This window comes from Kribbella sp. NPDC048837 (genome assembly GCF_055586945.1).
Genome location: NZ_JBVJHF010000008.1, coordinates 210,025 through 233,973, shown reverse-complemented (window position 1 = coordinate 233,973; position 23,949 = coordinate 210,025). Strand labels below are relative to the sequence as shown.

The window sequence follows — 23,949 nt, the reverse complement described above, 5'->3', positions numbered from 1 at the left end:
ATCTGGAGGTCTCGCAGCGGCTACAGGGCGACCCTAGGGTGCCGACCATGACTGAGATCTCCCGGCGCCTGGTGCTCGGTTCGGCGGTGGGTGGGGCAGCGGTCTCGCTGCTCCCACCCTCCGTCCATACCGCGATGGCGCAACCTGTGCGGCGCGGTGGTCTGCGAGCGATCGAGCACGTCATCGTGCTGATGCAGGAGAACCGCTCGTTCGACCACTACTACGGCACGCTCCGCGGGGTCCGCGGCTACGGCGACCGGCAGCCGTTGCGGCTGCGGGACGGCAAGAGCGTCTTCCACCAGCCGAAGACCGGCGGCGGCGAGGTGCTGCCGTTCTCGATCCGCAGGGCGGCCGCAGACGCGGGCCGCAACCCCGACGACATCCAGTACCTGGGCGCGCTGGCCCACGGCTACAAGGACGCCACCCAAGCCTGGGCGAACGGCTGGCACGACGACTGGGTGCAGGCGAAGACGTCCGCCACCATGACCCACTACGAGCGCCGCGACATCCCGTTGCAGTACGAGCTCGCCGAGACCTTCACGATCTGCGACGCGTACCACTGCTCGGTCAACGGCTCGACGAACCCGAACCGCAACTACCTGTGGTCCGGCACCACCGGCTACGAGCCCGGTACGACGCAGCGCGCGGTCACGAACGCGGCGTACTCCTACGACCACGCCGGCTACGACTGGACGTCGTACCCGGAACGGCTGGAGAAGGCCGGGGTGTCCTGGCAGATCTACCAGGAGTGGGACAACTTCACCGACAACGCGGTCGAGTACTTCAAGACCTTCAAGGAGCTCGGGCACCGGATCCTGGCGTCGGTGCCGGGTGGTTACCGGACCACCGAGGAGTTCTACGACAAGCTCTTCGCGAAGACGCCCGCGGAGCAGGCAGAGGCGCTGCAGCAGTTGAAGGCGGCGGTCGACAAGCTGCCGGCCACGGACCAGAAGCTGTTCCGCAAGGCGATGTACCGGTCCGAGCCGGAGTCGCTGATCCCGCGGCTGCGCGCCGACATCAAGGCCGGCACGCTGCCCCGGGTGAGCTGGCTGGTGCCGTCCGCGGTCGACTCCGAACACCCCGGATCGTCCACGCCGGTGGGCAGCGCGAACCTCGTGTACGACCTGCTCGACGCGATCGCGGCGGACCCGGAGACCTGGTCCAAGACCGTGCTTTTCATCAACTTCGACGAGAACGACGGGTACTTCGACCACGTTCCGCCGCCGGTCGCGCCCCGGCCCGACTCGGGTGCGGGCGACGACTGGTACGCCGGTCAGCCGATCGGGCTCGGCCCGCGCGTGCCGATGACGGTGGTGTCGCCGTGGTCGATCGGTGGACATGTGAACTCGCAGGTGTTCGACCACACGTCGGTGATCCGTTTCCTCGAGGAGTGGACCGGCGTCCGCGAGCCGAACATCAGCAAGTGGCGGCGGACCGCGTGTGGCGACCTGACGACGGCGTTCGACTTCCAGCGCTCGTACCGGCAGCCGTCGGTCGACAAGCCGGGTCCGGTGCCCGCTCCGATCGCTCGGTGGAAGCCGACCCCTCCGGTCGACCAGGCGGTTCCGCAGCAGGAGCCGGGTCGCCGGCCGGCCCGCGCGATCCCTTACCAGCCGTCGGTTTCCGGTCTCGTTGCTGATGGCAAGTTGATGTTGACCCTCGGCAACGACGCGGCCGAGGCGGCGCACTTCGCGATCTATCCGTACGGCGGTGAGCTGCCGGCGCCGGCGCATGTCGACGTCCGGTGGTCGCAGGTCGAGAAGATCGCGGTGGACGGCCCGTTCGAGCTGGCGGTGCAGGGACCGAACCGGTTCTGGGTCGAGCTGGCCGGCTCGGTCGACGGCGCGGCCGCCGGACTCGACGTCCGCGTGGACCGGCACGGCGACTCGCTGGAGCTCGAGCTGGTCAACACGTCACGCAAGCCGCTCACCCTCAAGGTGAAGGCCCGCGGCTACGGCAGCAAGACGTCCGTGGTCGAGCTGCGCGGCAAGCAGACCCGGTCACTGCCCTGGCCGACCGACCACGGCTGGTACGACGTCGAGGTCACGGTCGTCGAGGACACGACGTACCGTCGCCGGCTCACCGGGCACCTGGAGACCGGCAAGCCGAGCATCACCGGCTGATCGCAGGGTCGACGTACGGCGGTCAGCGGGCGATGGCCGCCGTACTCGCCCTGGTGATGGCGATCAGGTCGGTGGGGGACAGGCCGATGTCGAGGCCGCGGCGGCCGCCGGAGACGTAGACCGTGGCGTGGCCGGTGGCGGTGTCGTCGACGACCGTGGGCAGCGGGCGCTTCTGGCCGATCGGGCTGATGCCGCCGACGACGTACCCGGTCGTCCGCTCGGCGGCGGCCGGGTCGGCCATCACCGCCTTCTTGCCGCCGGCCGCGGCCGCGATCGCCTTCAGATCAAGCTGTTTGTCCACCGGTACGACGCCGACCGTGAGCTTGCCGTCGACCTCGACGAGCAGCGTCTTGAACACCTGCTCCGGCGCCAGGCCCAACGCCTCGGCCGCCTCCAGCCCGTACGACTTGGTGCCCGGGTCGTGGTCGTACGCATGCGTCGTGAACGCGATCTTCGCCTTCGTCAACGCCACCGTCGCCGGCGTCCCCGCCGCCTGCTTACTCTTCGCCACCCGCCGAGCTTAATCCGGCCGGTTCCAGGCGGACGCAGCAGTGGCCGGGGGTCGGGACGAGGCGGGCTTCGTACGGGATGTCGAGGGTGCTGACCAGGCCCGCCAGGAGATGCAGGTTCATGCCGCAGACGAGCTGAGGCTGCTCGGCGGCGATGCGCTGGAACGGGCAGTTCGCGAGCGCGATGCCGCCTTTGTCGGGACGGGGTTCGAAGCCGTGGGCGGCCAGGATGTCGGTGAGCGGCGCCTCACCGGCCGAGCGTCCGATGACTTCGCCGTACTCGCGGGCCCGGCGGTTCACCGCCTCGCGAGGTGAGGTCCCGGTCGACTCGGCGTCCTCGATGGCGGCGGCGAGGAGGCGGCCGGCGATGGCGTACTGGCGCTCGGGGAGGCTGATCTCGATCTCGCGGTCGGAGCGGTGGTAGAGCTTCGCGGGCCGGCCGGCGCCGGGGCCGGTGCGACCGGTGCGGCGCTCGTAGCAGGTCGCGAGCAGACCCTCCTCGGTCAGCTTGTCCAGGTGGAACGCGGCCGTCGTCCGCGGGATCCCGATCGCGGTGGCGGCCTCGTCCCGGCTCACCGGCCCGGGCTGGGCGACGACGTACTCGTAGAGGCGGCGCCGGGTCGGTTCCTCCAGCACCGCGACCGCCTGCACGCGGGCGTCCCACGAAGTGTCCACGGAATGATTCTATCGACAACTTCCGTTGGACTAACAGTATGATGGCACTTCGTTGAATTCTCAGGGAGTGAGTAGATGGCGATCTCGGCCGATCTCGAGTCCGTCCCCCTCCACATCGTCCCCGGACGTGCGGAGATCGATCTTCCCGCCGCCCAGCGCGCGGTCGCGGATCTGCTGACCGCCCTCGGGCGGGACCCGCACAGCGCGCACCTGGCCGACACCCCGCGCCGCGTCGCGCACGCCTACGCGGAGATGCTGACGCCGCGCGAGTTCGAGCTGACCACGTTCCCGAACGACGAGGGGTACGACGAGCTCGTGCTGGCCAAGGACATCCCGGTGCAGTCGCTGTGCGAGCACCACCTGCTGCCGTTCCAGGGTGTCGCCCACGTCGGCTACCTGCCGGGGGAGCGGATCCTCGGGCTGTCGAAGCTGGCCCGCGTCGTGGAGCTGTTCGCGCGCGACTTCCAGGTGCAGGAGCGGCTGACCAAGCAGGTCGCCGACTGGCTGCAGGACCACCTCGACCCGAAGGGCGTCGGCGTGGTGATCGAGGCCGAGCACCAGTGCATGTCGTTGCGCGGCGTCCGCGCGGTCGGCTCGCGCACGGTCACGTCGGCGCTGCACGGCACCCTGCGCGAGAACCCCAGCTCGCGGCAGGAGTTCTTCGCCCTGACCGGCCTCACCCCGTAGCGGCGGCGGCCGGGCGAAGCGTCACTCAGGCGGAGGCGACCGCCGTCGGCGGGTGGTGATGGGTCTGCCGGCCGGTGGCCAGGATGTGTGCCACTTCGCCGGGGAGCAGGTCGGTGCCCGGAACCGTTTCCATCTCGGAGACGTCGAGCCAGCGGACGACGGTCGCGCCGCAGTGGCCGTGGACGGCGAGGATGGAGTCGAGGTCCGGCCAGACGGCCGTGGACGGGTTGGCGCCGTGCCAGCGCAACGCGACCGAGCCGTCGGTGAAGACGCAGCCTTCGGCGACGATGCCGGTCCCGGAGACGCCGCTGATGTCGCTGTAACGAACGAGTTCGAACGTCTGGGGTTTCACCGGCGGGCCTCGCCGGAACTGTCGTGGCCTGATCGGCCTGAGGGAGCTGCCATGGTCCTTTCCCCGTGGTCGGCGTGGTTGGGCGCTCGCCACAAACCGGGACATTACCGACTGTCAACGGGGAAGGACGGTCTGTAGCGACTCAACTTCTCAAAACAAGCTAGATCCAAACGGCCCGAACACGCCAGAGGTCCGGCAGCGTGTCTCAAATCTCGGCCGTGGGTTCCCCGAAAACTCCTGCCAAAACGGGGTAATTCGGTACATAACCGAACGCGCGGCGTGATCGAATACAGCAGTGTTCCTGACCATTGCCACCGACCTGGCCGGAATCGACGCGCCCGCGAGCGATTTCGGCTTCCTGCTGCACAAGAATCCGGCACGACCGCAGGCGGTCGACATTACCGGCGGGTCGGCGCAGGTGTTCTATCCCGAGGCGACCGCCGAACGGTGTACGGCGGCCGTCCTGCTCGAAATCGACCCGATCGCGCTGGTCCGGTCCGGGCGGGGAAAGGCGGCGGAGGGATTCACGCTCGGGCAGTACGTGAACGACCGTCCGTACGCCGCCTCCAGCCTGCTCGCGGTCGCCCTCGGCAAGCTGTTCCGGACCGCGATGAACGGCCGGTGCGACGCCCGGCCCGAGCTCGCGGCCCGGCCGATCCCGCTCGAGATCCATGTCCCGGCGCTCCCGTGCAGTGGTGGCGCCGAGCTGGCCGAGCGGCTGTTCGCGCCGCTCGGCTGGACGGTCGACGCGCGGCCGGTGCCGCTCGATCCCGAGATCCCGGGCTGGGGTATGTCGCGGTACGTCGACTTGCGGCTGAGCGGCGCACTCCGGCTGGCGGACGCGCTCAATCACCTGTACGTGCTGCTGCCTGTGCTGGATGACGCCAAGCACTATTGGGTCGGCTCCGATGAGGTGGACAAACTCGTCCGCGCGGGTGAGGGGTGGCTTGGCGCGCATCCCTTGAAGGACGTGATCTCGCATCGCTATCTCGCCCATCGCCGCTATCTGGCCGACAACGCGCTCGAGCGTCTCGCCGAGGCCGATGGTGTGGAGCTGGTGGAGGAGGCGCCCGTGGAAGGGTCGGTATCGCTTGCGGTCGAACGTCGTACGGCGGTTGCCGGCGTACTGCGGGAGCTCGGGGCGCGGCGGGTCGCGGACCTCGGCTGTGGTGAGGGCGCGCTCGTCGGTGAACTGCTGAAGGACCCGATGATCGGCGAGCTGATCGCGACGGACGTGTCCGCGCGGGCGCTTGTCGCGGCGAAACGACGCCTGCACTACGACGATCTCCCGGACCGTCAACGTGAGCGTCTCCGCTTCCTGCAGTCGTCGGTCACGTACGCCGACCACCGCCTCGCCGGCCTGGACGCGGCCGTCCTGATGGAGGTCGTCGAACACGTCGACCCACCCCGGCTGCCCGCCCTCGCTCGATCCGTCTTCCACACCGCCCACCCCGGAGCCGTCATCGTCACCACCCCCAACAGCGAGTACAACGTCCGCTTCCCCTCCCTCCCCGCCGGCAATTACCGCCACCCCGACCACCGCTTCGAATGGTCCCGCCACCAGTTCCAGACGTGGGCAGCCGGCGTCGCGGACCTGTACGACTACACCGTCGAGTTCCGCCCGGTCGGTCCGGAAGATCCGGCAGTCGGCCCGCCAACCCAGCTCGCGCTCTTCCGCGTGCGTGCGGAGGCTCGATGACGACCATCGATGTACCGAAGCTTTCTCTGGTGGTTCTGGTGGGGGCCAGTGGGTCGGGGAAGTCGACGTTTGCCCGGCGGCATTTCCTGGCGACCGAGGTGATTTCGAGTGACTTCTGCCGCGGACTGGTTTCTGATGACGAGAACGATCAGGCCGCCACCAAAGACGCGTTCGAGGTGTTGCACTTCATCGCGGGGAAGCGGCTGGCGGCCGGGCGGTTGACGGTGATCGACGCGACCAATGTGCAGCCCGAGGCGCGGAAGGAGCTGGTGAATCTCGCCCGGGAGTACGACGTACTCCCGGTGGCGATCGTGCTGGATCCGCCGGAGCGCGTGTGCGTGGAGCGGAACGAGCAGCGGGCCGACCGGCAGTTCGGCGCGAAGGTGGTCGTCCGGCAGCGGTCGCAGCTCAAGCGCGGGCTGCGGAGCCTGAAACGCGAGGGCTTCCGGACCGTGCACGTGCTGACCGGCGTCGAGGAGATCGATGCCGTCAGCATCGAACGCACGCGGCTGTTCAACGACCGCACCGACGAGACCGGCCCGTTCGACGTCATCGGTGACATCCACGGCTGCCGGGCCGAGCTCGAGCAACTGCTGACCGACCTCGGCTACACGTTCACCCGCGACGCCGCCGGCCGGCCGGTCGACGCCGTCCACCCCGATCGCCGCGCCGTCTTCGTCGGCGACCTGGTCGACCGCGGCCCGGACACCCCGGGCGTGCTGCGCCTGGTGATGGGAATGGTTGCCGCAGGCCACGCTTTCTGCGTCCCCGGCAACCACGACGACAAGTTGCTCAGGGCACTCAGAGGCCGGAACGTGAAGATCAGCCACGGCCTCGAATCCTCCCTGGAGCAGCTGGCCGGCGAGCCGCCCGAGTTCCGCGATGCCGTCGCGACGTTCATCGACGGTCTGATCTCGCACTACGTCTTCGACGGCGGCAAGCTGGTCGTCTCGCACGCCGGCCTGGTCGAGCGGATGCACGGCCGCACGTCCGGCCGCGTCCGTTCCTTCTGCCTGTACGGCGAAACGACCGGGGAGACCGACGAGTTCGGGCTACCGGTCCGCTACCCGTGGGCGAACGAGTACCGCGGCCGCGCGACGGTCGTCTACGGCCACGCCCCGACTCCGGAGCCGGAGTGGATCAACAACACGATCTGCCTCGACACGGGCTGCGTCTTCGGCGGCGCACTGACCGCACTGCGGTATCCCGAGCGCGAGCTGGTCTCGGTCCAGGCAGCCCGCGAGTACTACGCCCCAGCGAAGCCGTTGCACGTGGCAACCGCTCCGGCGCGTGAGCCCGACGTCCTCGAGCTGACCGACGTGACCGGTCGCCGGGTGATCGAGACCTCGACCCACGGCCGGCTCAGCATCCGGGCCGAGCAGGCGGGCGCGGCGCTCGAGATGATGAGCCGGTTCGCGATCGATCCGCGGCTCCTGCTGTACCTGCCGCCGACGATGAGCCCGGTCTCGACCTCCCCGGAACCAGGCTTGCTGGAGCACCCGCGACAGGCCTTCGAGACCTATCGGGCGCAGGGCGTCACCGAGGTGGTGTGCGAGGAGAAGCACATGGGTTCGCGTGCCGTGGTGCTGCTGACCCGGGACGACGACGTGGCCGAGAGACGCTTCGGCCTCGCTGGTCGCGGCGCGATCCACACCCGCACGGGCCGGTCCTTCTTCGACCCCGCGTTGACGGACGAGCTGCTGCTCCGCCTGCGTACAGTTGCCGAGGACGCGGGTGTCTTCGACGAGCTCGACACCTCGTGGCTCCTGCTCGACGCGGAATTGCTGCCGTGGAGCGCCAAGGCCGAGGACCTGCTCCGGAACCAGTACGCCGCCGTCGGCGCGGCCGCGCGTACGGCGTTGCCAGCGGCAACCGCCGCGCTGGAGGCGGCCGTCGCCGCCGGTCTCGACGTCGGTGGGCTGCTGGCCGCGACGGAACGCCGTACGGCGAACGCCGCGAAGTTCACCGCCGCGTACCGGCGCTACTGCTGGCCGACGGACGGGCTGGACGGGGTGCGGATCGCGCCGTTCCAGGTGCTGGCGTCGGAAGGGGCGACGTACCAGGACCGGGCGCACGCGTGGCACCTCGGGATCGCCGATCGGATGGTGGCCGCGGGGCCGGGGCTGATCACGCCGACCCGGCGACTGTTCGTGGACGCGGCGAACTGGGATGCCGGGATCGCGTGGTGGGAAGAGCTCACCGGCGCGGGTGGTGAGGGCATGGTGGTGAAGCCGGCCGCCAACCTGACGCGGACGGCGAAGGGGCTTGCGCAGCCGGGGCTGAAGGTGCGCGGGCAGGAGTACCTGCGGCTCATCTACGGGCCGGACTACACCGAGCCCGCCAACTTCGAGCGGCTGCGTGATCGCAACCTCGGCCACAAGCGGTCGCTGGCTCTGCGCGAGTACGCACTCGGTCTGGAGTCGCTGGAGCGCGCCGCTCGCGGTGAGCCGCTGTGGCGCATCCATGAGTGTGTCTTCGCAGTCCTCGCGCTCGAGTCGGAACCGATCGATCCACGCCTCTGACCTGCTGCGCAGGCCTCCGCCGGAGCTGGAGGAGCGAGCGGCGGCCGGACGGACCGCGGTGAGCGGACCTCGGCGGGCGTGCTGGGCGGGAGTTGTCTCCGGTCGGTAAACGTCTTTCGGAATCGCTTGGCAAGGCGTGGGGGAGCGCCTTAGGGTCAGTGCAATGTCACACGGTACTGACGAGAGGATGGCGTCTGTGGTCCAGGTGGAGCTGACCGGAGGGCTGCTGCGCGCCTGGCAGGAGCGCAATCGGGTGGCGACGATCCCGCACTCGATCGCGGAGCTGCGCAAGGCCGGCAACCTGGAGAACCTGCGCCGCCTGGCCGACCCGTCGGTCGGGCCGTACCGCGGCCGCTACCCGTTCCTCGACACGGATCTGTACAAGACCCTCGAGGGCCTCGCCTACGAGGTCGGCCGGGACGACGCGCCGGTGGGCGCCCGCGAGTTCTTCGACGAGGTCGTCGAACTGCTCGAGCAGGCGCAGGCCGAGGACGGCTACCTGAACTCGTACTTCCAGGACCCCGACCAGCCGAAGCAGCCGTGGTCGGACCTCGGCTGGGGCCACGAGCTGTACAACCTCGGCCACCTCATCCAGGCGGCCGTCGTGGCGAATCGTCAACTGTCCGATGGTCGACTGTTGGCCATCGCCGGCCGGTTCGCGGACCTCGTCGTCCGGCGGTACGGCGTGGACGGCGAGGAGGCGATCGACGGGCATCCCGAGGTCGAGATGGCGCTCGTCGAGCTTTATCGAGAAACGGGGAACCCGGACTACCTGACCCAGGCACGGCTGTTCGTCGATCGTCGCGGACAGGGGAAGCTGAAGCACACGATCTTCCCCGCCGAGTACTTCCAGGACAACGCGCCGTTCCGCGAGCTCCCGTCGGTCACGGGCCACGCCGTACGGATGGCGTATCTCGCGGCCGGGGCGGCGGACGTGCACCTCGAGACCGGCGATCCGACCCTGCTGGCGGCGCTGGAGCGGCTGTGGGACGACATGGTCGCGACGAAGCTCTACCTCACCGGTGGGTTGGGCAGCCGGCACTCCGACGAGGCGATCGGCGATCGGTACGAGCTGCCGTCCGAACGCGCGTACGCCGAGACATGTGCGGCGATCGCGACCATGCAGTGGGCGTGGCGGATGTTCCTTGCGACGGGCAAGGCGTCGTACCTCGATGTCTTCGAGACCGTGCTCTACAACGCTTACGCCGTTGGGCTTTCGGCCGATGGTACGGCGTTCTTCTACGACAACCCGTTGCAGCGGCGGCCGGATCACGAGCAGCGTTCCGGGGCGGAGAGCGGCGGTGATCCGCTCCGGCGCCCGTGGTTCGGCTGCCCGTGCTGCCCGCCGAACATCATCCGCTGGATGTCGGAGCTCCAGGACCATGTCGCCGGCGTCCGCGACAACACCCTGTACGTCGGTCTGTACGCCGACGCCCGCATCACCACCGGCGACCTCACCATCGCCCTCACCACGAACTACCCGTGGGACGGCCAGGTGACGATCACGGTCGAACAAGCACCGGACGAGGAGCAGGCGATCGCCCTCCGCATTCCGTCGTGGGTGGTGGGTGCTGAGGTGGACGGATCGGCGGTAGAGCCTGGCTGGGCGGTCGTCAAGCGGAGGTTTGTTGCCGGCGACACCATTCGGCTGACGCTTCCGATGGTGCCTCGGGCGCATGGGTCGCATCCGTATCTGGACGCGACCCGGGGAGCGATTGCCGTTGCCCGCGGACCGCTTGTCTACTGCGTCGAGCAGCAGGACGTCGCGGCCCCGGTGGACGACTTGTTGCTCTCAGCAACAGACGTCAGGAACGCGACAGCCCGCCCGTGGGACGACCACGTCGTGCTCGAGCTACCCGTCGGCGTCGCGCCGACCCCGTCGACCGAGCTCTATCCCGTCATCACCGAGCAACCACAGGTCGCTCGAGCGGGCGAGGTGCCGGCGACGTTCGTGCCGTACTTCCTCTGGGGAAACCGTCAGGCCCTGGCCATGCGTGTATGGCTGCGCGCCGCGAACTGAAAGAAGATCAATGAAGAGAACGACCATGCTGGTGGGGCTGGTGGCGGCCGGTGCGTTGGCGCTCAGCGCCTGCGGCGGCGGCACGACTGCGAGCAGCGGTGCGTCGGCCGGGCCGGGTGGTAAGGCGGCGCAGGGCGGCACGCTGCAGGTGCTGCAGAACGCGGCGTACTCGCACCTCGATCCGGCCCGCGGGTTCGACGGTGGTGTGAACAACTTCTACCGGTTGATCTACCGGACCCTGACCACCCAGGGCGCGGCGCCCGGTGCCGAGGGCACCAAGATCGTCCCCGACCTGGCGACCGACACCGGGAAGCCGTCCGACGGCGGCAAGACCTGGACGTTCACGCTGAAGGACGGCCTGTTCTTCGAGACCGGTGCGCCGATCACCAGCGCGGACGTGAAGTGGGGTGTCGAGCGGGCGTGGGACCCGGAGCTCGGCATCGGCTCGCCGTACGCGAAGCAGCTGATCGCGGCACCGGCGTCGTACCTGGGCCCGTACAAGTCCGGTGACCTGTCGACGATCGAGACGCCGGACGCGAAGACCATCGTCTTCCATCTGAAGAAGCCGTTCGCCGACTTCAGCAGCGTGGTCGCCCAGAACACCTTCACCCCGGTGCCGAAGGGCCAGGGTGCGGGCAACCAGCTGGACAGCAAGCCGATTGCCTCCGGCCCCTACAAGGTCTCCGAGTACAAGCCCGGCGCGTCGCTGACGCTGGTCCGCAACGACAAGTGGGACAAGAACACCGACTCGATCCGCAAGGCGAACCCGGACGGCTACCACTGGACGTTCGGCCTCGACCCGGCCACCATCGACGAGCGGATGATCGCCGGCCAGGGCACCGACGCCGACGCGATCGCCGGCACGATCCAGGCCGCGACCGTGGCCCGGATCCAGACCCCGCAGCTCAAGCAGCGCACGATGACCGGCCTCGCCGGCTGTACGACGTACATGGGCCTGAACACGACCAAGAAGCCGTTCAACGACGTCAAGGTCCGGCAGGCGATCAACCTCGCGGTCAACAAGGAGACGGTCCGCAACGCCGTCGGCGGATCGACCCTCGCCGACATCGCGACCAGCATCCAGCCGCCGACCGTGGCCGGCCGGGTGGACTACGACCCGTACCCGAGCCCGGACCACAAGGGTGACGTCGCGGCGGCCGGCAAGCTGCTCACCGAGGCGGGGGTGGCGGCAGGCTTCACGATGACGCTCGACATCATGTCCACGCCGAAGATGCAGGCGATGGCGGTCGCGGTCCAGCAGGCGCTCGAGCCGCTGAAGATCACGGTGAAGATCAACACCATCGACACCTCGACGTACTACGAGGTGATCGGCACGCCGTCGCAGCAGCACGACGCCGCGATCACCGGCTGGTGCCCGGACTGGCCGTCCGGCGCGACCTTCCTGCCGCCGCTGTTCGACGGCCGCAACATCGCCCCGAAGGGCAACTCGAACCTGGCCCAGCTGAACGACCCGGGCGTGAACGCGAAGATCGACGAGATCGCCACGATGACCGACGTGACCGCGGCCAACGCGGCGTACGGCGACCTCGACAAGCAGATCATGGCGCTCGCGCCGGTCGTCCCGCTGCTGTACGAGAAAGTGCTGATGCTGGTCGGCAGCAACATCGCCGGCGCCTACCTGCACGACGGGTTCTCCGGCGGGATCGACCTGGTCTCGGTCGGCCTCGCGGACGCCGGGAAGTAGCCGATGACAACGACCCCGGTGTTGCTCGAGGTCGAGGAGGTGGGGACCCCGGCGCCGGCCGCGGGTCCCCCGACCTCGGGCCGGCGGATCCTCACCACGATCACCCGGGACAAGGGCGCGCTGGCGTGCGTGCTGTTCCTGGCGATCGTGGTCCTGATGGCGGTGGCCGCGCCGCTGATCGTCAAGCTCAGCGGCTGGGGGCCGTACCAGTTCGACTCCGCGGCGATCAACCCCGACCTCGGCGGCGTGCCGCGCGGCGCGCTCGGCGGGATCAGCGGGGAGCACTGGTTCGGCGTCGAGCCGCAGAACGGCCGCGACCTGTTCGCCCGGATCGTGTACGGCGCCCGCGTGTCCATCACGATCTCGTTGTCGGCGACGCTGCTGACCGGGATCCTCGGGGTCGTGCTCGGCCTGCTGGCCGGGTTCTACCGCGGCTGGGTCGACCAGGTGATCTCCCGGTTGATGGACTTCCTGATGGCGTTCCCGGCGCTGATCTTCATGATCGCGATCCTGTCCTCGCTGCCGGCCGGGAACCGGCCGGTCCTGCTGGTCGTGGTGATCAGCGCGTTCGGCTGGCCGTACCTGGCCCGGGTGATCCGCGGCCAGACGATGACGCTGGCCAACCGCGAGTTCGTCGAGGCGGCCCGGGCGTCCGGGGCGAAGGACTCCGCGGTGGTGTTCCGGGAGATCCTGCCGAACCTGCGCGGCTCGATCATCGTGATGACGACGCTGGCGATCCCGGGCTACATCGGCACCGAGGCCGGCCTGTCCTTCCTCGGCGTCGGCGTCTCCCCGCCGACCGCGTCCTGGGGTCAGATGATCGCGAGCTCGGTCAGCTGGTACTCGGTGGACCCGATGTTCTTCGTGATCCCCGGCGCCTTCCTGTTCCTCACCGTGCTCTCGCTGACCGTGCTCGGCGACAAGATCCGCTCGGTCGTCGATCAAGGAGCGGCCGCGTGATCCGCTACGTGCTCGGCCGCCTCGGCGGGCTCGTGGTGATCCTGCTGGCGGTCTGCCTGTTCACCTACCTGATCTTCTTCAAGCTCTCACCGGATCCCGCGGTGATGATCTGCGGCAAGACCTGTACGCCGGACCGGATCAACTCGATCCGTGACGTGCTGGGGCTGAACCAGCCGATCCTGAGCCAGTTCTGGGAGTTCCTGCGGGGCATCTTCGCGGGCCGTGAGTACGGCTCGGTGCACTGCCCGGCGCCCTGTCTCGGGTACAGCTTCCAGACCAACGAGTCCGTGTGGAGCATGATCACCGCGCGGCTCCCGATCAGTGTCACGGTCGCGGTCGGCGCCGCCGTACTGTGGTTGCTCGCCGGTGTGGTCGGCGGTCTGGTCAGTGCGATCAAGCAGGGCACGTGGTGGGACCGGACCGCGATGGCACTCGCTCTGGGCGGGGTGAGCGTGCCGAACTACGTGCTCGCGCTCGTGCTGCAGTACGTCCTGGTCGTGAAGCTGCGGGTGTTGCCATTCCCGTCGGCGCCGGCGTTCGCGGACAACCCCGTGCTGTGGTTCGAGTCGTACCTGATGCCGTGGACCGTGCTGGCCGTCGGCTACGCCTGTCTGTACGCGCGGTTGACCCGGAGCAACGTGATCGACACGTTGTCGGAGAACTACTTCCGGACCGCGCGGGCCAAGGGCCTGAGCCGGCCGTTGATCCTGCGACGGCACGCGCTGCGGCCGGCCCTGACGCCGATCACCACGATCTTCGGGATGGACTTCGCCGGCCTGCTCGGCGGCGCGCTGATCACCGAGACCGTCTTCGGGCTGAACGGGATCGGCAAGATGGCGGCCGACTCGATCGCGAAGAACGACCAGCCGGTGATCATGGCGGTCACGCTGCTGGCCGCCTTCTTCGTTGTCATCGGCAACGTCGTGGTCGACCTGGTCTACACCGCGCTGGACCCACGAGTGAGGGTGACGTCGTCATGACGGATGAACTGTTCGTGGTGGAGGACCTGACCGTCACACTGCCGACCGGGCGTGGTCCGGTGGACGTGGTGAAGAACGTCTCGTTCACGGTCGGCCGGGACGAAACGCTCGGCATCGTCGGCGAGTCCGGGTCGGGCAAGTCGATGACGGCGCTCGCCGTACTGGGCCTGCTTCCCCGCGGAGCGGAGACCAAGGGCAGCATCCGGCTGGACGGCACCGAGTTGCTGGGGCGGTCGGAGCGGGAGCTGCGGTCGGTGCGCGGGAACGCGATCTCGATGGTGTTCCAGGACCCGCTGTCGTCGCTGAATCCCTACTACACCGTGGGTCTGCAGATCGAGGAGATGTACCGGGCGCATCGCGGCGGCTCGCGTCGCGCCGCCCGGCAGGTGGCGATCGAGGCGCTGGAGCGGGTCGGGATTCCCGATCCGGGCCGGCGGATCGACCACTACCCGCACCAGTTCTCCGGTGGCCAGCGGCAACGAGTGATGATCGCGATGGCGTTGTGCTGCTCGCCGTCGCTGCTGATCGCGGACGAGCCGACGACCGCCCTCGACGTCACCGTCCAGGCGCAGATCCTGGAGTTGCTGGCCGAACTGCAGTCGACCACCGGGACCGGGCTGATCTTCATCACCCACGACCTGGCGGTGATCAGCACGATCGCCCAGCGGGTGCTGGTGATGTGCGCGGGTGATCCGGTCGAGTACGGCACGGCCGAGCAGGTGTTCTCGGATCCGCGGCACGAGTACACGCGGACGCTGCTGGACGCCGTACCCAGGATCGACGACGAGGTGACGGCATGACATTGCTCGAGGTGCGCGGGGTGACCAAGGAGTTCGTCACCCGCGGCGAGGGCGCGATGGCGAAGAAGTCCACGTTCACCGCGGTCGACGACGTGAGCTTCGAGGTGGAGCTGGGCGAGACGCTCGCGATCGTGGGGGAGTCGGGCAGCGGGAAGTCGACGACCGCGCGGATCGCGGCCCGCCTGCTGGAGCCGACCAGCGGTACGGTCGTGTTCGACGGGCAGGACGTGACCCTGGCCAGTGGCAGGGACCTGGCCACGTTCCGGAGCAACGTGCAGGTGGTGTTCCAGGACCCGTTCTCGTCGCTGAACCCGCGGTACACGGTCGAGCGGATCGTCACCGCGCCGCTCACGTATCAGGGCATCGTCCCGAAAGGCGGCCGGCGGCAGTTCGCCCAGGAGCTGATGGCGCGGGTCGGGTTGAATCCGGATCACTGCCAGCGGTATCCGGCGCAGTTCTCCGGCGGCCAGGCACAGCGGATCGGGATCGCCCGGGCGCTCGCGGTGAACCCGAAGCTGGTGATCTGCGACGAGGCGGTGTCCGCCCTCGACGTGTCGATCCAGGCACAGGTGCTGGAACTACTGATGCGGCTGCAGCGGGAGAGCGGGTTCAGCTACATCTTCATCGCGCACGACCTGGCGGTGGTCCGGCAGATCTCGCAGCGGGTCGCGGTGATGAACCAGGGCAGAATCGTAGAGCTGGGATCGCGCGATCAGGTGTTCGGCGATCCTCAGGACGACTACACGAAGACGCTGCTGGCCGCCGTACCGCGGATCAACCCGGAATGGGACGCCAAGCGTCGGCAGAAGGAGTGGCGATGACCAGCTACACGATCCCTGGAATGCACGTTCGGGAGCACTCGGTCGAGGTGCCGCTGGACTGGTCGGATCCCGCGGAGACGATCACCGTCTTCGCGCGCGAGCTCGTCGACCCGGTGCGCAAGGACGAGGACCTGCCGTGCCTGCTGTTCCTCCAGGGCGGTCCGGGTGGGAAGGGTCCGCGTCCGGTCGAGCCGTCGGGGTGGATCGGGCAGGCCCTGAAGACGTACCGGGTGATCCTGATGGACCAGCGCGGGACCGGTCGCAGTACGCCGGTCTCCGGCCGGCTGATGGGGTCGTTGAGTGCCGAGGAGGGCGCGGACTACCTGGCCTGCTTCCGGGCGGACTCGATCGTGGCCGATGCCGAGCACCTGCGCACGACGGTCTTCGGCGGGTGCAGGTGGTCGACGCTGGGGCAGAGCTACGGCGGATTCCTCACGCTGACCTATCTGTCCAAGGCTCCTGAAGGGTTGACGGCCTGCTACGTCACCGGAGGGCTCGCCTCGATCGATCCCTCGGCCGCCGAGGTGTATCGGCGGACATATCCGCGGGTCGCGGCGAAGAACCGGGAGTTCTACCAGCGCTATCCGCACAACGTGGAGCGGGTCGGCCGGATCGCGGACCGGCTCGCGGCGTCCGACGTACGGCTGCCGGATGGTGACCGGCTGACCGTCCGGCGGTTCCAGTCGCTCGGGATCGACTTCGGGATGAAGCCCGGGTACGAGCGCATCCACTGGCTGATCGACGAGGCCTTCGACGGCGACTCGTTGTCGGACCTGTTCCTCAGCCAGGCGATGGGATTGTCGTCGTACAGCGGGAACCCGCTGTTCGCGGCGTTGCAGGAGAGCATCTACGGGTCCGGCGACGGCGCCACCGGCTGGGCGGCCGAGGCGGAGCGGAAGCTGCGGCCGGAGTTCGCCGAGGACGCGAGGCCGCTGCTGTTCACCGGCGAGATGATGTATCCGTGGATGTTCGCGGAGATCCGCGGGCTGCGGCCGTTCCAGGGGGCCGTCGAGGCGCTGGCGCAGCGCCCGCGGTGGTCGGAGTTGTACGACCTGGAGCGGCTCGCGGCGAACGACGTACCGGTGGCGGCCGCGGTCTACTACGACGACATGTACGTCGACTCCGGTCTGCAGCTGGACACCGCGCACCGGGTCGGCAACGTGCAGGCGTGGGTGACGAACGAGTACGAGCACGACGGGCTCGGCGCGGAGCGGGTGTTCGCCCGGCTGACCGAGCTGGTGCGCTCCGTCGGGGGTGGCGTACCCGCCGGTTGAGGGCCGGGTGCTTCACAATAGGCGGCGACCGGGACCAGGGAGGTGAGCGGATGGTGGCCGACTCGATCGGGCTGCCGAGCGTACGGCGGCTGGCCCAGCGGGAGAACCTGCGGGACAGCGTCGCCAACGCGCTCCGGGCGGCGGTGATCTCCGGTGAACTGGTGCCGGGGGAGGTGTACTCGGCGCCGATGCTCGGGGCACGGTTCGGCGTGTCCGCGACACCGGTGCGTGAGGCGATGCTCGACCTGGTCCGCGAGGGCCTGGTGATCTCCCTGCGGAACAAGGGCTTCCGGGTGACCGAGATGTCCGACGACGATCTCGACAACCTCGCGGCGCTCCGCCAGCTGATCGAACCGCCGACGATCCGGGACGTCGTACCGGTGATCCCCGCCGAGGACTTCCCGCGGCTGCGGGCGCTGGCGGAGGCCATCGTGGTGTCCGCGGAGGCGGGCGACCTGATCGCCTACATCGAGGCGGACCGGGTCTTCCACGTCACCCTGCTCGCGTACTCCGGCAACCAGAAGCTGGTCGACGTGGTGTCGGACCTGCGGTCGCAGACGCGGCTGCTCGGCCTGACACCGCTGGTCGAGAGTGGCCGGCTCGGCCAGTCGGCGGCCGAGCACCACGAGCTGATGGACCTCGTCGAAGCACGCGACGGTGACGGCGCCGAGCAACTCATGCGCCGCCACATCGGCCACGTCCGCGGACTCTGGGCCCGCTCTCAAAGCAGCTGACGTTGTAGGGAGTCGGCGACGAACTGCTCGAACTCCCGCGGCGTCCAGCCGGACTCGTCGACGAGCTCCTGGTACACGCCGGGCGCGGCGAGCGCACGGTAGATGGCCTGCGCCCGCTTCAGCGGGATACTCAGGTCGGTCTCGAGTGACGCGATGATCGCGTCCATCAGCTGGTTGCGCCCGGCCAGCTTGGAGCGCAGCAGCGTCCTGGTCTCGGCGCTCTCGTCGGTGGCCGCCTCGAAGATCAGCACGACATCGAAGCCGGCCGCGTACAGCTTCGTCAGCCAGCCCGCGGCGCCGCGCAACCGTTCGGCCGCGTCCTCGATCGCCAGCACCTGGTCGGCTCGCTCGATCGCGCCGGCGTCGGACAACCACAGATCGCAGATCAGCGACAGGATCTCCCGCTTGGTGCCGAAGGCCGAGTACACGGTCCGCGTGGCCACGCCGGCGTCCTTCGCGATCACGTCGATGCTGGTCGCGCCGTACCCCTGCGACGCGAAGAGCCGGCGCGCGGCGTGCGCGATCCGGATCCGGGTCTCCTCCGCCTGCACCTGGCGATAGGTCTTGACAGCCTCGGGCATGTGGGCACGCGAGCGGCCCGGTGTCCGTCGTACCGGGCGAGGTCGGATCGAGCACCAGTTCCGGCTGGCCGGGACGGGCGAGCGGGCCCGCGAGCAGGTGAAGGAGGCGATCCGGCAGGTGCACGCGATGATGCCGGACATCGTCTACACGCTGGAGGATTCGGTCGTCGTGGGGCGACCTCGTCTGGGCGCGCGGGCGGGCGTGCGGCACCGCGACCGGCGGGTTCTTCGGACCGCCCAGCAACGCGCCGGTCGACATCGCACTCTTCGAGATGGCGCGCGTCGTGGACGGCCGCATCGTCGAACACTGGGGCTGCCCGGACCGCTTCGCCCTCCTCGCCCAGACGGGGGGCCTCGAGCGCCTTACTTCGTCCTGAGGGCGCCGGCGGCGGTGGCGGCCGCGGGGGAGCCGTAGGTGGCGGAGAGACGGTCCAGGAAGGCGGACTGGTCGAGCGTGTACTCCTGGGTGCCGACCGTCTCCAGGACCGTGGTCGCCAGCGTGCAGCCGAGGTGGGCGGCCGCCTCGTGGTCAAGACCGGCCGCGCGGCCGGTCAGGTAGCCGGCCCGGAACGCGTCGCCGCCGCCGGTCGGGTCGACCAGGCCGGGCGCCGGGACCGCCGGGATCTTGGCCAGGATGCCGTCGGCGTTCTCGATCACCACGCCGTCGCCACCGTGCGTGGTGATCCGGACACCGACCCGCTCCAGGATCTCGCCGTGGCTCCAGCCGGTCTTCTGCACCATCAGGCCGGCTTCGTACTCGTTGCTGAACAGGTACGCCGCCCCGTCGATCAGCCGGCGGATATCGGCGCCGTCCATCCGCGCCATCTGCTGCGACGGGTCCGCGGCCACCGCGATCCCGTGCTGCTTGGCCAGCTCGGTGTGCTTCAGCATGCCGTCCGGGTCGTCCGCGCCGATCAGGACCAGGTCGATCCCGCCGGTCGCCGCGTGGATCGCACCCAGGTCGAGCTCGCGGGCCTGCGCCATCGCGCCGGTGTAGAAGGAGGCGATCTGGTTCGCGTCCAGGTCCGTCGTACAGGTGAACCGGGCGGTGTGTACGTTTTCACACACGCGCACGTGCGACACGTCCACGCCGGCCGTCGTCAGCGCCGCGCCGTACTCGGCGAAATCGGCGCCGACCGAACCGACCAGCACCGACGGCTGCCCGAGCTGGGCCATGCCGTAACAGATGTTCGCCGCGACGCCGCCACGGTGGACGACCAGCTCGTCGACCAGGAAGGACAGGGAGACCTTGTGCATCTGTTCCTCGAGGAACTGGTCCTTGAACCGGCCCGGGAACGTCATCAGGATGTCGGTCGCGATCGAGCCGGCGACGGCGATGCGCATGCGGGGTGCTCCCTCGGGTGGGGTGGGTGTGCGGCGTGCGGACAACCCATAGAGACTACAGGCGACCGATCTAATACATGGAGGGCGGGAATTCATGGGCAGTCAGGTACAGGTGACCGAGGAACTGCACGACTACATGGTCGCGCACGGGATGCCGCTGGACGAGATCGCGACCGATCTGGTGGCGGAGACCCAGCAGCTCGGTGACGCGGCCGGGATGCTCACCACGGCCGACCAGGCCGGGCTGCTGACCACCCTGACCCGGCTGATCTCGGCGCGCCGGGCGGTCGAGATCGGCACCTTCACCGGGTTCTCCGCGCTGGCGATCTCGCGCGGGCTGCCCGACGACGGGCAGCTGATCTGCCTGGACGTGAGCGAGGAGTGGACCGCGATCGGCCGGCGGTACTGGGAGCGGGCCGGGGTGGCGTCGAAGATCGAGCTCCGGATCGGTGACGGGCACGAGCTGGCGGCGGCGCTCGACGGGACGTTCGACCTCGCCTTCGTGGACGCCGACAAGCCCGGGTACATCGACTACTTCGAGCGCCTGGTGCCGCTGATCCGGCCGAACGGCGTACTGCTGTTCGACAACACGCTGGCCGGCGGCCGCGTGATCGACGCGGACGGTCCCACCGACCGCAAGGAGTTCAACGCGCACATCGCCAAGGACGACCGGGTCGACGTGATCATGCTCGGCATCGGCGACGGACTGACCCTGGTTCGCAAGAAGTGAGCCCAGCGTCGAGCAAGGCCGCGGCTCGGTTGAGCGTGAAGGAGTTGCAGCACAAGTACGGCGACCGGCCGGTGATCGAGGGTCTGACCTTCAGCCTGGCCGCCGGTCAGGCGATCGCGCTGGTCGGCCCGAACGGCGCCGGCAAGACGACCGTGCTCAAGTGCATCGTCGGCTCGGCCGAACCGGCGGCGGGCACGATCCTGCTCGACGGCCTGCCGATCGACGAACGCGCCGAGGCGGTCCGGCGCGACGTCGCCACGCTGCTCGACGACCTCGACTTCTTCCCCGACCTGACCGCGGCCGAACACCTCGACCTGCTCGCCCGTGCGCACGGCAACGCGTCGCCGGAGGATCTCGTCGACACGATCCTGGACGACATCGGGCTTTTGCCGGCCGCCGATCAGCTGCCGGGCTCGCTGTCCTCCGGTCAGCGCCGTCGCCTCGCGCTGGCGACGGCGCTGGTCCGCCCCCGCAAGCTGATGGTGCTCGACGAGCCCGAGGCTCGCCTGGACGTCGACGGCGTCCAGTGGCTCTCGAACCGCCTGATCGAGGAGAAGAAGTCCGGTACGTCGATCCTCTTCGCCAGCCATGATCCGGCGCTGGTCGAAGCCGTCGCCGACTCCATCGTCACCCTCACCCCGCTGCCATGAGCGCAGCGGACGGCCCGGTCGTCTTCGACCCGGCGGACTTCGGTGCGATCCCGACCTCGCGCTCGCTCCGGCAATGGATGCGGACGACCCGGCGGCGGCGCGCGGACCGGCCGTTCTCGCAGATCTTCGAGGACATCTACCTGGTGGTGTTCACGCTGGCCATGGTCGGCGCGTGCGGCGGCAACGTCGTCCGGCACCTCAACGCCAACGCCGCCACCTGTACGTCGTTCACGTGTGGAGAGCTGTCGCACTGGATGCCGTGGGTCGTGGTGCCGTTGCTGCTGGCAACCACGATCCGGGTGCTGCTGAGCGTCGGCCCGGTGTCCGCGTCACGTGCCACCGGGTTCTGGTTGCTCGCCACGCCCGTCAATCGGGCCAGTTTGCTGCGGCCGACGTACCGGCTGGTGATGGTGGTCGTCGCGGTTGGCGGGTTCGTGGCGTCGTTGGTTGTTTGGGCGCTCGTGGGGTTGGAGTGGTTCGACGTACTCGAGGCTTCGGCTCTGGTCGGGGCTTTGCTTGTGTGTACGGCGACTGTGACGGTGTGGGTGCAGCAGACTGGTCGGCGGTCGCGGTGGGCGTTGCGGGTCGCGGACCTGCTGTTGCTGGCGGCCGCCGTACCCGCGGTGGTGCTTGCTTTGCAAGGCGGGTCGCGGCAGGGCGCCGCTGGGACGTTCACCAACACCCTGGTCTTTACGATCGGCTTGTCCGAGGCTCCGGCCGAGCCCCCGCTCCTCGACCCGGCGCAGACGCGGCTGCTGGTGATCTTCGCGGTCGTACTTCTCCTGTGCGTCGCGTTGGTGATCGTCACCTCGCAAACACTCGACAAGCTCAACCGAACCACCGTGATCGCGGGCGGTGAGTTGCTGGCCGGGCTCGCGGGCGCCGCGAGCAGTCTCGACATCAGCATGCTGGCCGACGTGGTCGCCGGACGGCACTGGCGGATGAAGGGGCGGGCGCACACGCGGCGCGGTCGGGGTGCGCACGGAGCCGCCCTGGTGCATCGCGAGTTCGTGCGGATCCTGCGGTGGCCGCGGCGACTCGTGATCGGGTTCGCGCTGCTCGTCGTACCGTACGCGGTGGCCGGCGCGGGATTCGACGTACTCGTGCCCGTCGCGGCCGGGTTCGCCGGGTTCGTCGCCGTACGGCCCCTGATGGACGGGTTGCGCTCGGTCTGCCGCTCCACCGGCCTGGTCCGCGCGCTCGGGATGGACCTGCGCGAACTCCGCGTCATCATGGCCGTCGTCCCCGGCCTCTTCGCGGCCCTCTGGGCACTCCTCGCCCTCCCCGCCATCGGCAACGGCCCAGCCGCGTTCGCCGTGGCCGCCGGCATGCTCTCCGGCGCGGTCCGCCAGGCCTCCGCCCGGCCTCCGTCGTACGCCGGCCCGCTCGTCGCGTCGCCCATGGGCGCCATCCCACCCGGCCTCTTCTCCCAACCCATGCGCGGCTTCGACCTGTTGCTGGTCTGCCTCGCCCCAGTCCTCCTCGGCATCAGCTCCACGTGGGTGCTGGTTGTTCCCGCGTTCGTGCTCGCGGTGATGTTCGCCGTACGCCCGAAGACCGAGTAAGGGCCACCGCCCAAAGGACACCGCTTCGCGGCGGCGGTTTTGTAGCCGCCTCCGGCGGGTGCGCGGAATGGTGTCCCGAGCCAGCGTGGTTTGCGCCAGGGACCGGGTGCGGTCGTCGGATGGACACCGCCGCGCGGCGGCTGTTCTTGTGGCCGCCTTCGGTGGGGTAGGCGGACCGGTGTCCCGGCTGCTTTGTGGTTGGCGGGGGCTGGCCGGGGGAGTGGGAGGGCTCTTGCCGTGTCAGGGGTGGTGTCAGCGCTGTGACTGATCGGCGTCAGGGGTCTGGATGAGTGTTGTCGGCATGAGCGGTTCAGCGATCGCGGTCTCGGGGCTGCCTGGCAGCTGACAGGCCGCCGCGCCTCGACCACGCGCTCAACAACCACGCACTCAACAGAGGGAGATTTGTCATGTCTGTTTTTGCTTCGCCGGAGCCGATTACTGCCACGTTGACCACCGGTGGCGCCAAGGTGCGGGTTGCCGCGAGTGAGCGGGCCGACACCGTGGTGCTCGTCGAGCCGATCAACAGTGCGAGTAAGTCGGACGTGAAGGTGGCGGAGAAGACCGAGGTCGGGTTCTCCGACGGTGAGCTGTCGATCAAGACGGTCAAGTCGGGTGACAAGAACGGCTCGGTCGCCATCACGATCGAGTTGCCGGTCGGGTCCAGGCTGGTGCTGAACACGGCATGGACCGACGTCCACGCGGAGGGCCGGCTGGGGGACTGTGAGTTGAATCTGGCTTCAGGGCAGGTGCAGCTGGACCACGTTGCCGGGAACGCCACCATCGAGAACGGCGCGGCCGGCGTGCGGATCGGCGAGGTCGAGGGCATCGTCCGGTACGAGGGCTCGAACGGGACGATCTGGATCGGCCACGCCTTGTCCGACATCGAGCTCAACGGGGCCGGCGGTCGCTTCGACATCGAGCGGGCCGAGTGCAGCGTCATCGCCAAGGCGGGCAACTGCCCGATCCGGGTCGGCCGGATCACGCGCGGTCAGGCGGAGCTGATGAATGCCTCCGGAGGCATCGAGGTCGGCATCGCCGAAGGCACGGCTGCGCAGGTGGACGCCGCGAGTACGAAGGGCGCCGTACGCAACTCCCTGCCTGCGGGGGACAACACCGAGGACAGCACGCTCATGGTCTACGCCCGTACGCGTCTCGACGACATCGTCATCCACCCCGCGACCGTCTGAAACCCCTTCCTACGAATCGCTGCCAGGAGGC

At 69.2% G+C, this 23,949-nt stretch carries 22 protein-coding genes; 17 read left to right on the top strand and 5 right to left on the bottom strand.

Going from position 1 to position 23,949, the window contains the following annotated elements; genetic code table 11:
• Positions 1 to 47: 47 nt before the first annotated feature.
• A complete protein-coding gene (locus tag ACZ6O0_RS33395; protein WP_465769013.1) occupies positions 48 to 2,123 on the top strand; it encodes a phosphocholine-specific phospholipase C in 2,076 nt (691 codons plus the stop codon).
• Positions 2,124 to 2,145: 22 nt separating this feature from the next.
• On the opposite strand, the gene ybaK is transcribed toward ACZ6O0_RS33395, so the two are convergent.
• Positions 2,146 to 2,634, bottom strand: coding sequence for a Cys-tRNA(Pro) deacylase (ybaK, locus tag ACZ6O0_RS33390; RefSeq protein WP_465769012.1), 489 nt, complete (start codon positions 2,632 to 2,634; stop codon positions 2,146 to 2,148).
• Entirely contained in the window at positions 2,621 to 3,307 is a 687-nt protein-coding gene (locus ACZ6O0_RS33385; protein ID WP_465769011.1) for a helix-turn-helix transcriptional regulator, read from the bottom strand. The genes ybaK and ACZ6O0_RS33385 overlap by 14 nt, the downstream gene beginning before the upstream one ends.
• A 75-nt stretch (positions 3,308 to 3,382) precedes the next feature.
• Here ACZ6O0_RS33385 and folE point away from each other — a divergent pair, with 75 nt between their 5' ends.
• Complete coding sequence (gene folE, locus ACZ6O0_RS33380; protein ID WP_465769010.1) at positions 3,383 to 3,994, top strand: GTP cyclohydrolase I FolE; 612 nt, start codon at positions 3,383 to 3,385, stop codon at positions 3,992 to 3,994.
• A 25-nt stretch (positions 3,995 to 4,019) separates the two neighbouring features.
• On the opposite strand, the gene ACZ6O0_RS33375 is transcribed toward folE, so the two are convergent.
• Positions 4,020 to 4,346, bottom strand: coding sequence for a hypothetical protein (locus ACZ6O0_RS33375; protein ID WP_465769009.1), 327 nt, complete (start codon positions 4,344 to 4,346; stop codon positions 4,020 to 4,022).
• 295 nt (positions 4,347 to 4,641) lie between these two features.
• Between ACZ6O0_RS33375 and ACZ6O0_RS33370 the strand changes: the two genes are divergently transcribed.
• The 10 genes from ACZ6O0_RS33370 to ACZ6O0_RS33325 all read left to right on the top strand — a co-directional run bounded on the left by ACZ6O0_RS33370 (position 4,642) and on the right by ACZ6O0_RS33325 (position 17,861).
• The gene (locus ACZ6O0_RS33370; protein ID WP_465769008.1) at positions 4,642 to 6,045 is read left to right on the top strand and encodes a 3' terminal RNA ribose 2'-O-methyltransferase Hen1; all 1,404 of its coding nucleotides are present in this window, start codon (positions 4,642 to 4,644) and stop codon (positions 6,043 to 6,045) included.
• Positions 6,042 to 8,567: a polynucleotide kinase-phosphatase gene (locus tag ACZ6O0_RS33365; RefSeq protein ID WP_465769007.1), complete on the top strand. Its 2,526-nt coding sequence runs from the start codon at positions 6,042 to 6,044 to the stop codon at positions 8,565 to 8,567. The genes ACZ6O0_RS33370 and ACZ6O0_RS33365 overlap by 4 nt, the downstream gene beginning before the upstream one ends.
• Before the next feature lie 187 nt (positions 8,568 to 8,754).
• Positions 8,755 to 10,587: a glycoside hydrolase family 127 protein gene (locus ACZ6O0_RS33360; RefSeq protein WP_465769006.1), complete on the top strand. Its 1,833-nt coding sequence runs from the start codon at positions 8,755 to 8,757 to the stop codon at positions 10,585 to 10,587.
• A 10-nt stretch (positions 10,588 to 10,597) separates the two neighbouring features.
• A complete protein-coding gene (locus tag ACZ6O0_RS33355) occupies positions 10,598 to 12,292 on the top strand; it encodes an ABC transporter substrate-binding protein (protein ID WP_465769005.1) in 1,695 nt (564 codons plus the stop codon).
• Between the two features lie 3 nt (positions 12,293 to 12,295).
• Complete coding sequence (locus tag ACZ6O0_RS33350) at positions 12,296 to 13,252, top strand: ABC transporter permease (protein ID WP_465769004.1); 957 nt, start codon at positions 12,296 to 12,298, stop codon at positions 13,250 to 13,252.
• The gene (locus tag ACZ6O0_RS33345; RefSeq protein ID WP_465769003.1) at positions 13,249 to 14,232 is read left to right on the top strand and encodes an ABC transporter permease; all 984 of its coding nucleotides are present in this window, start codon (positions 13,249 to 13,251) and stop codon (positions 14,230 to 14,232) included. Before ACZ6O0_RS33350 ends, ACZ6O0_RS33345 begins: the two co-directional genes overlap by 4 nt.
• Complete coding sequence (locus ACZ6O0_RS33340) at positions 14,229 to 15,032, top strand: ABC transporter ATP-binding protein (RefSeq protein ID WP_465769002.1); 804 nt, start codon at positions 14,229 to 14,231, stop codon at positions 15,030 to 15,032. Before ACZ6O0_RS33345 ends, ACZ6O0_RS33340 begins: the two co-directional genes overlap by 4 nt.
• The gene (locus ACZ6O0_RS33335; RefSeq protein ID WP_465769001.1) at positions 15,029 to 15,853 is read left to right on the top strand and encodes an ABC transporter ATP-binding protein; all 825 of its coding nucleotides are present in this window, start codon (positions 15,029 to 15,031) and stop codon (positions 15,851 to 15,853) included. Before ACZ6O0_RS33340 ends, ACZ6O0_RS33335 begins: the two co-directional genes overlap by 4 nt.
• Positions 15,850 to 17,127: an alpha/beta fold hydrolase gene (locus ACZ6O0_RS33330; protein ID WP_465769000.1), complete on the top strand. Its 1,278-nt coding sequence runs from the start codon at positions 15,850 to 15,852 to the stop codon at positions 17,125 to 17,127. Before ACZ6O0_RS33335 ends, ACZ6O0_RS33330 begins: the two co-directional genes overlap by 4 nt.
• Before the next feature lie 50 nt (positions 17,128 to 17,177).
• Positions 17,178 to 17,861: a GntR family transcriptional regulator gene (locus ACZ6O0_RS33325; protein WP_465768999.1), complete on the top strand. Its 684-nt coding sequence runs from the start codon at positions 17,178 to 17,180 to the stop codon at positions 17,859 to 17,861.
• Here the strand turns inward: ACZ6O0_RS33325 and ACZ6O0_RS33320 are convergent.
• On the bottom strand, positions 17,849 to 18,442 hold the full coding sequence (locus ACZ6O0_RS33320) for a TetR/AcrR family transcriptional regulator (RefSeq protein WP_465768998.1): 594 nt from the start codon (positions 18,440 to 18,442) through the stop codon (positions 17,849 to 17,851). The genes ACZ6O0_RS33325 and ACZ6O0_RS33320 overlap by 13 nt on opposite strands.
• A gap of 158 nt (positions 18,443 to 18,600) precedes the next feature.
• Between ACZ6O0_RS33320 and ACZ6O0_RS33315 the strand changes: the two genes are divergently transcribed.
• On the top strand, positions 18,601 to 18,819 hold the full coding sequence (locus ACZ6O0_RS33315; RefSeq protein ID WP_465769252.1) for an ester cyclase: 219 nt from the start codon (positions 18,601 to 18,603) through the stop codon (positions 18,817 to 18,819).
• Here ACZ6O0_RS33315 and ACZ6O0_RS33310 read toward each other — a convergent pair.
• Complete coding sequence (locus tag ACZ6O0_RS33310; RefSeq protein WP_465768997.1) at positions 18,806 to 19,786, bottom strand: carbohydrate kinase family protein; 981 nt, start codon at positions 19,784 to 19,786, stop codon at positions 18,806 to 18,808. The two genes, ACZ6O0_RS33315 and ACZ6O0_RS33310, sit on opposite strands and share 14 nt — an antisense overlap.
• Before the next feature lie 94 nt (positions 19,787 to 19,880).
• Here ACZ6O0_RS33310 and ACZ6O0_RS33305 point away from each other — a divergent pair, with 94 nt between their 5' ends.
• The 4 genes from ACZ6O0_RS33305 (at position 19,881) to ACZ6O0_RS33290 (ending at position 23,918) form a co-directional block, all read left to right on the top strand.
• Positions 19,881 to 20,516 (top strand): O-methyltransferase, encoded by a 636-nt coding sequence (locus ACZ6O0_RS33305; protein ID WP_465768996.1) that lies wholly within the window; start codon positions 19,881 to 19,883, stop codon positions 20,514 to 20,516.
• On the top strand, positions 20,513 to 21,166 hold the full coding sequence (locus tag ACZ6O0_RS33300; protein WP_465768995.1) for an ABC transporter ATP-binding protein: 654 nt from the start codon (positions 20,513 to 20,515) through the stop codon (positions 21,164 to 21,166). The genes ACZ6O0_RS33305 and ACZ6O0_RS33300 overlap by 4 nt, the downstream gene beginning before the upstream one ends.
• The gene (locus ACZ6O0_RS33295) at positions 21,163 to 22,731 is read left to right on the top strand and encodes a DUF6297 family protein (protein WP_465768994.1); all 1,569 of its coding nucleotides are present in this window, start codon (positions 21,163 to 21,165) and stop codon (positions 22,729 to 22,731) included. The genes ACZ6O0_RS33300 and ACZ6O0_RS33295 overlap by 4 nt, the downstream gene beginning before the upstream one ends.
• 407 nt (positions 22,732 to 23,138) lie before the next feature.
• Positions 23,139 to 23,918, top strand: a complete 780-nt coding sequence (locus ACZ6O0_RS33290; RefSeq protein WP_465768993.1) for a DUF4097 family beta strand repeat-containing protein — start codon at positions 23,139 to 23,141, stop codon at positions 23,916 to 23,918.
• Positions 23,919 to 23,949 lie beyond the last annotated feature (31 nt).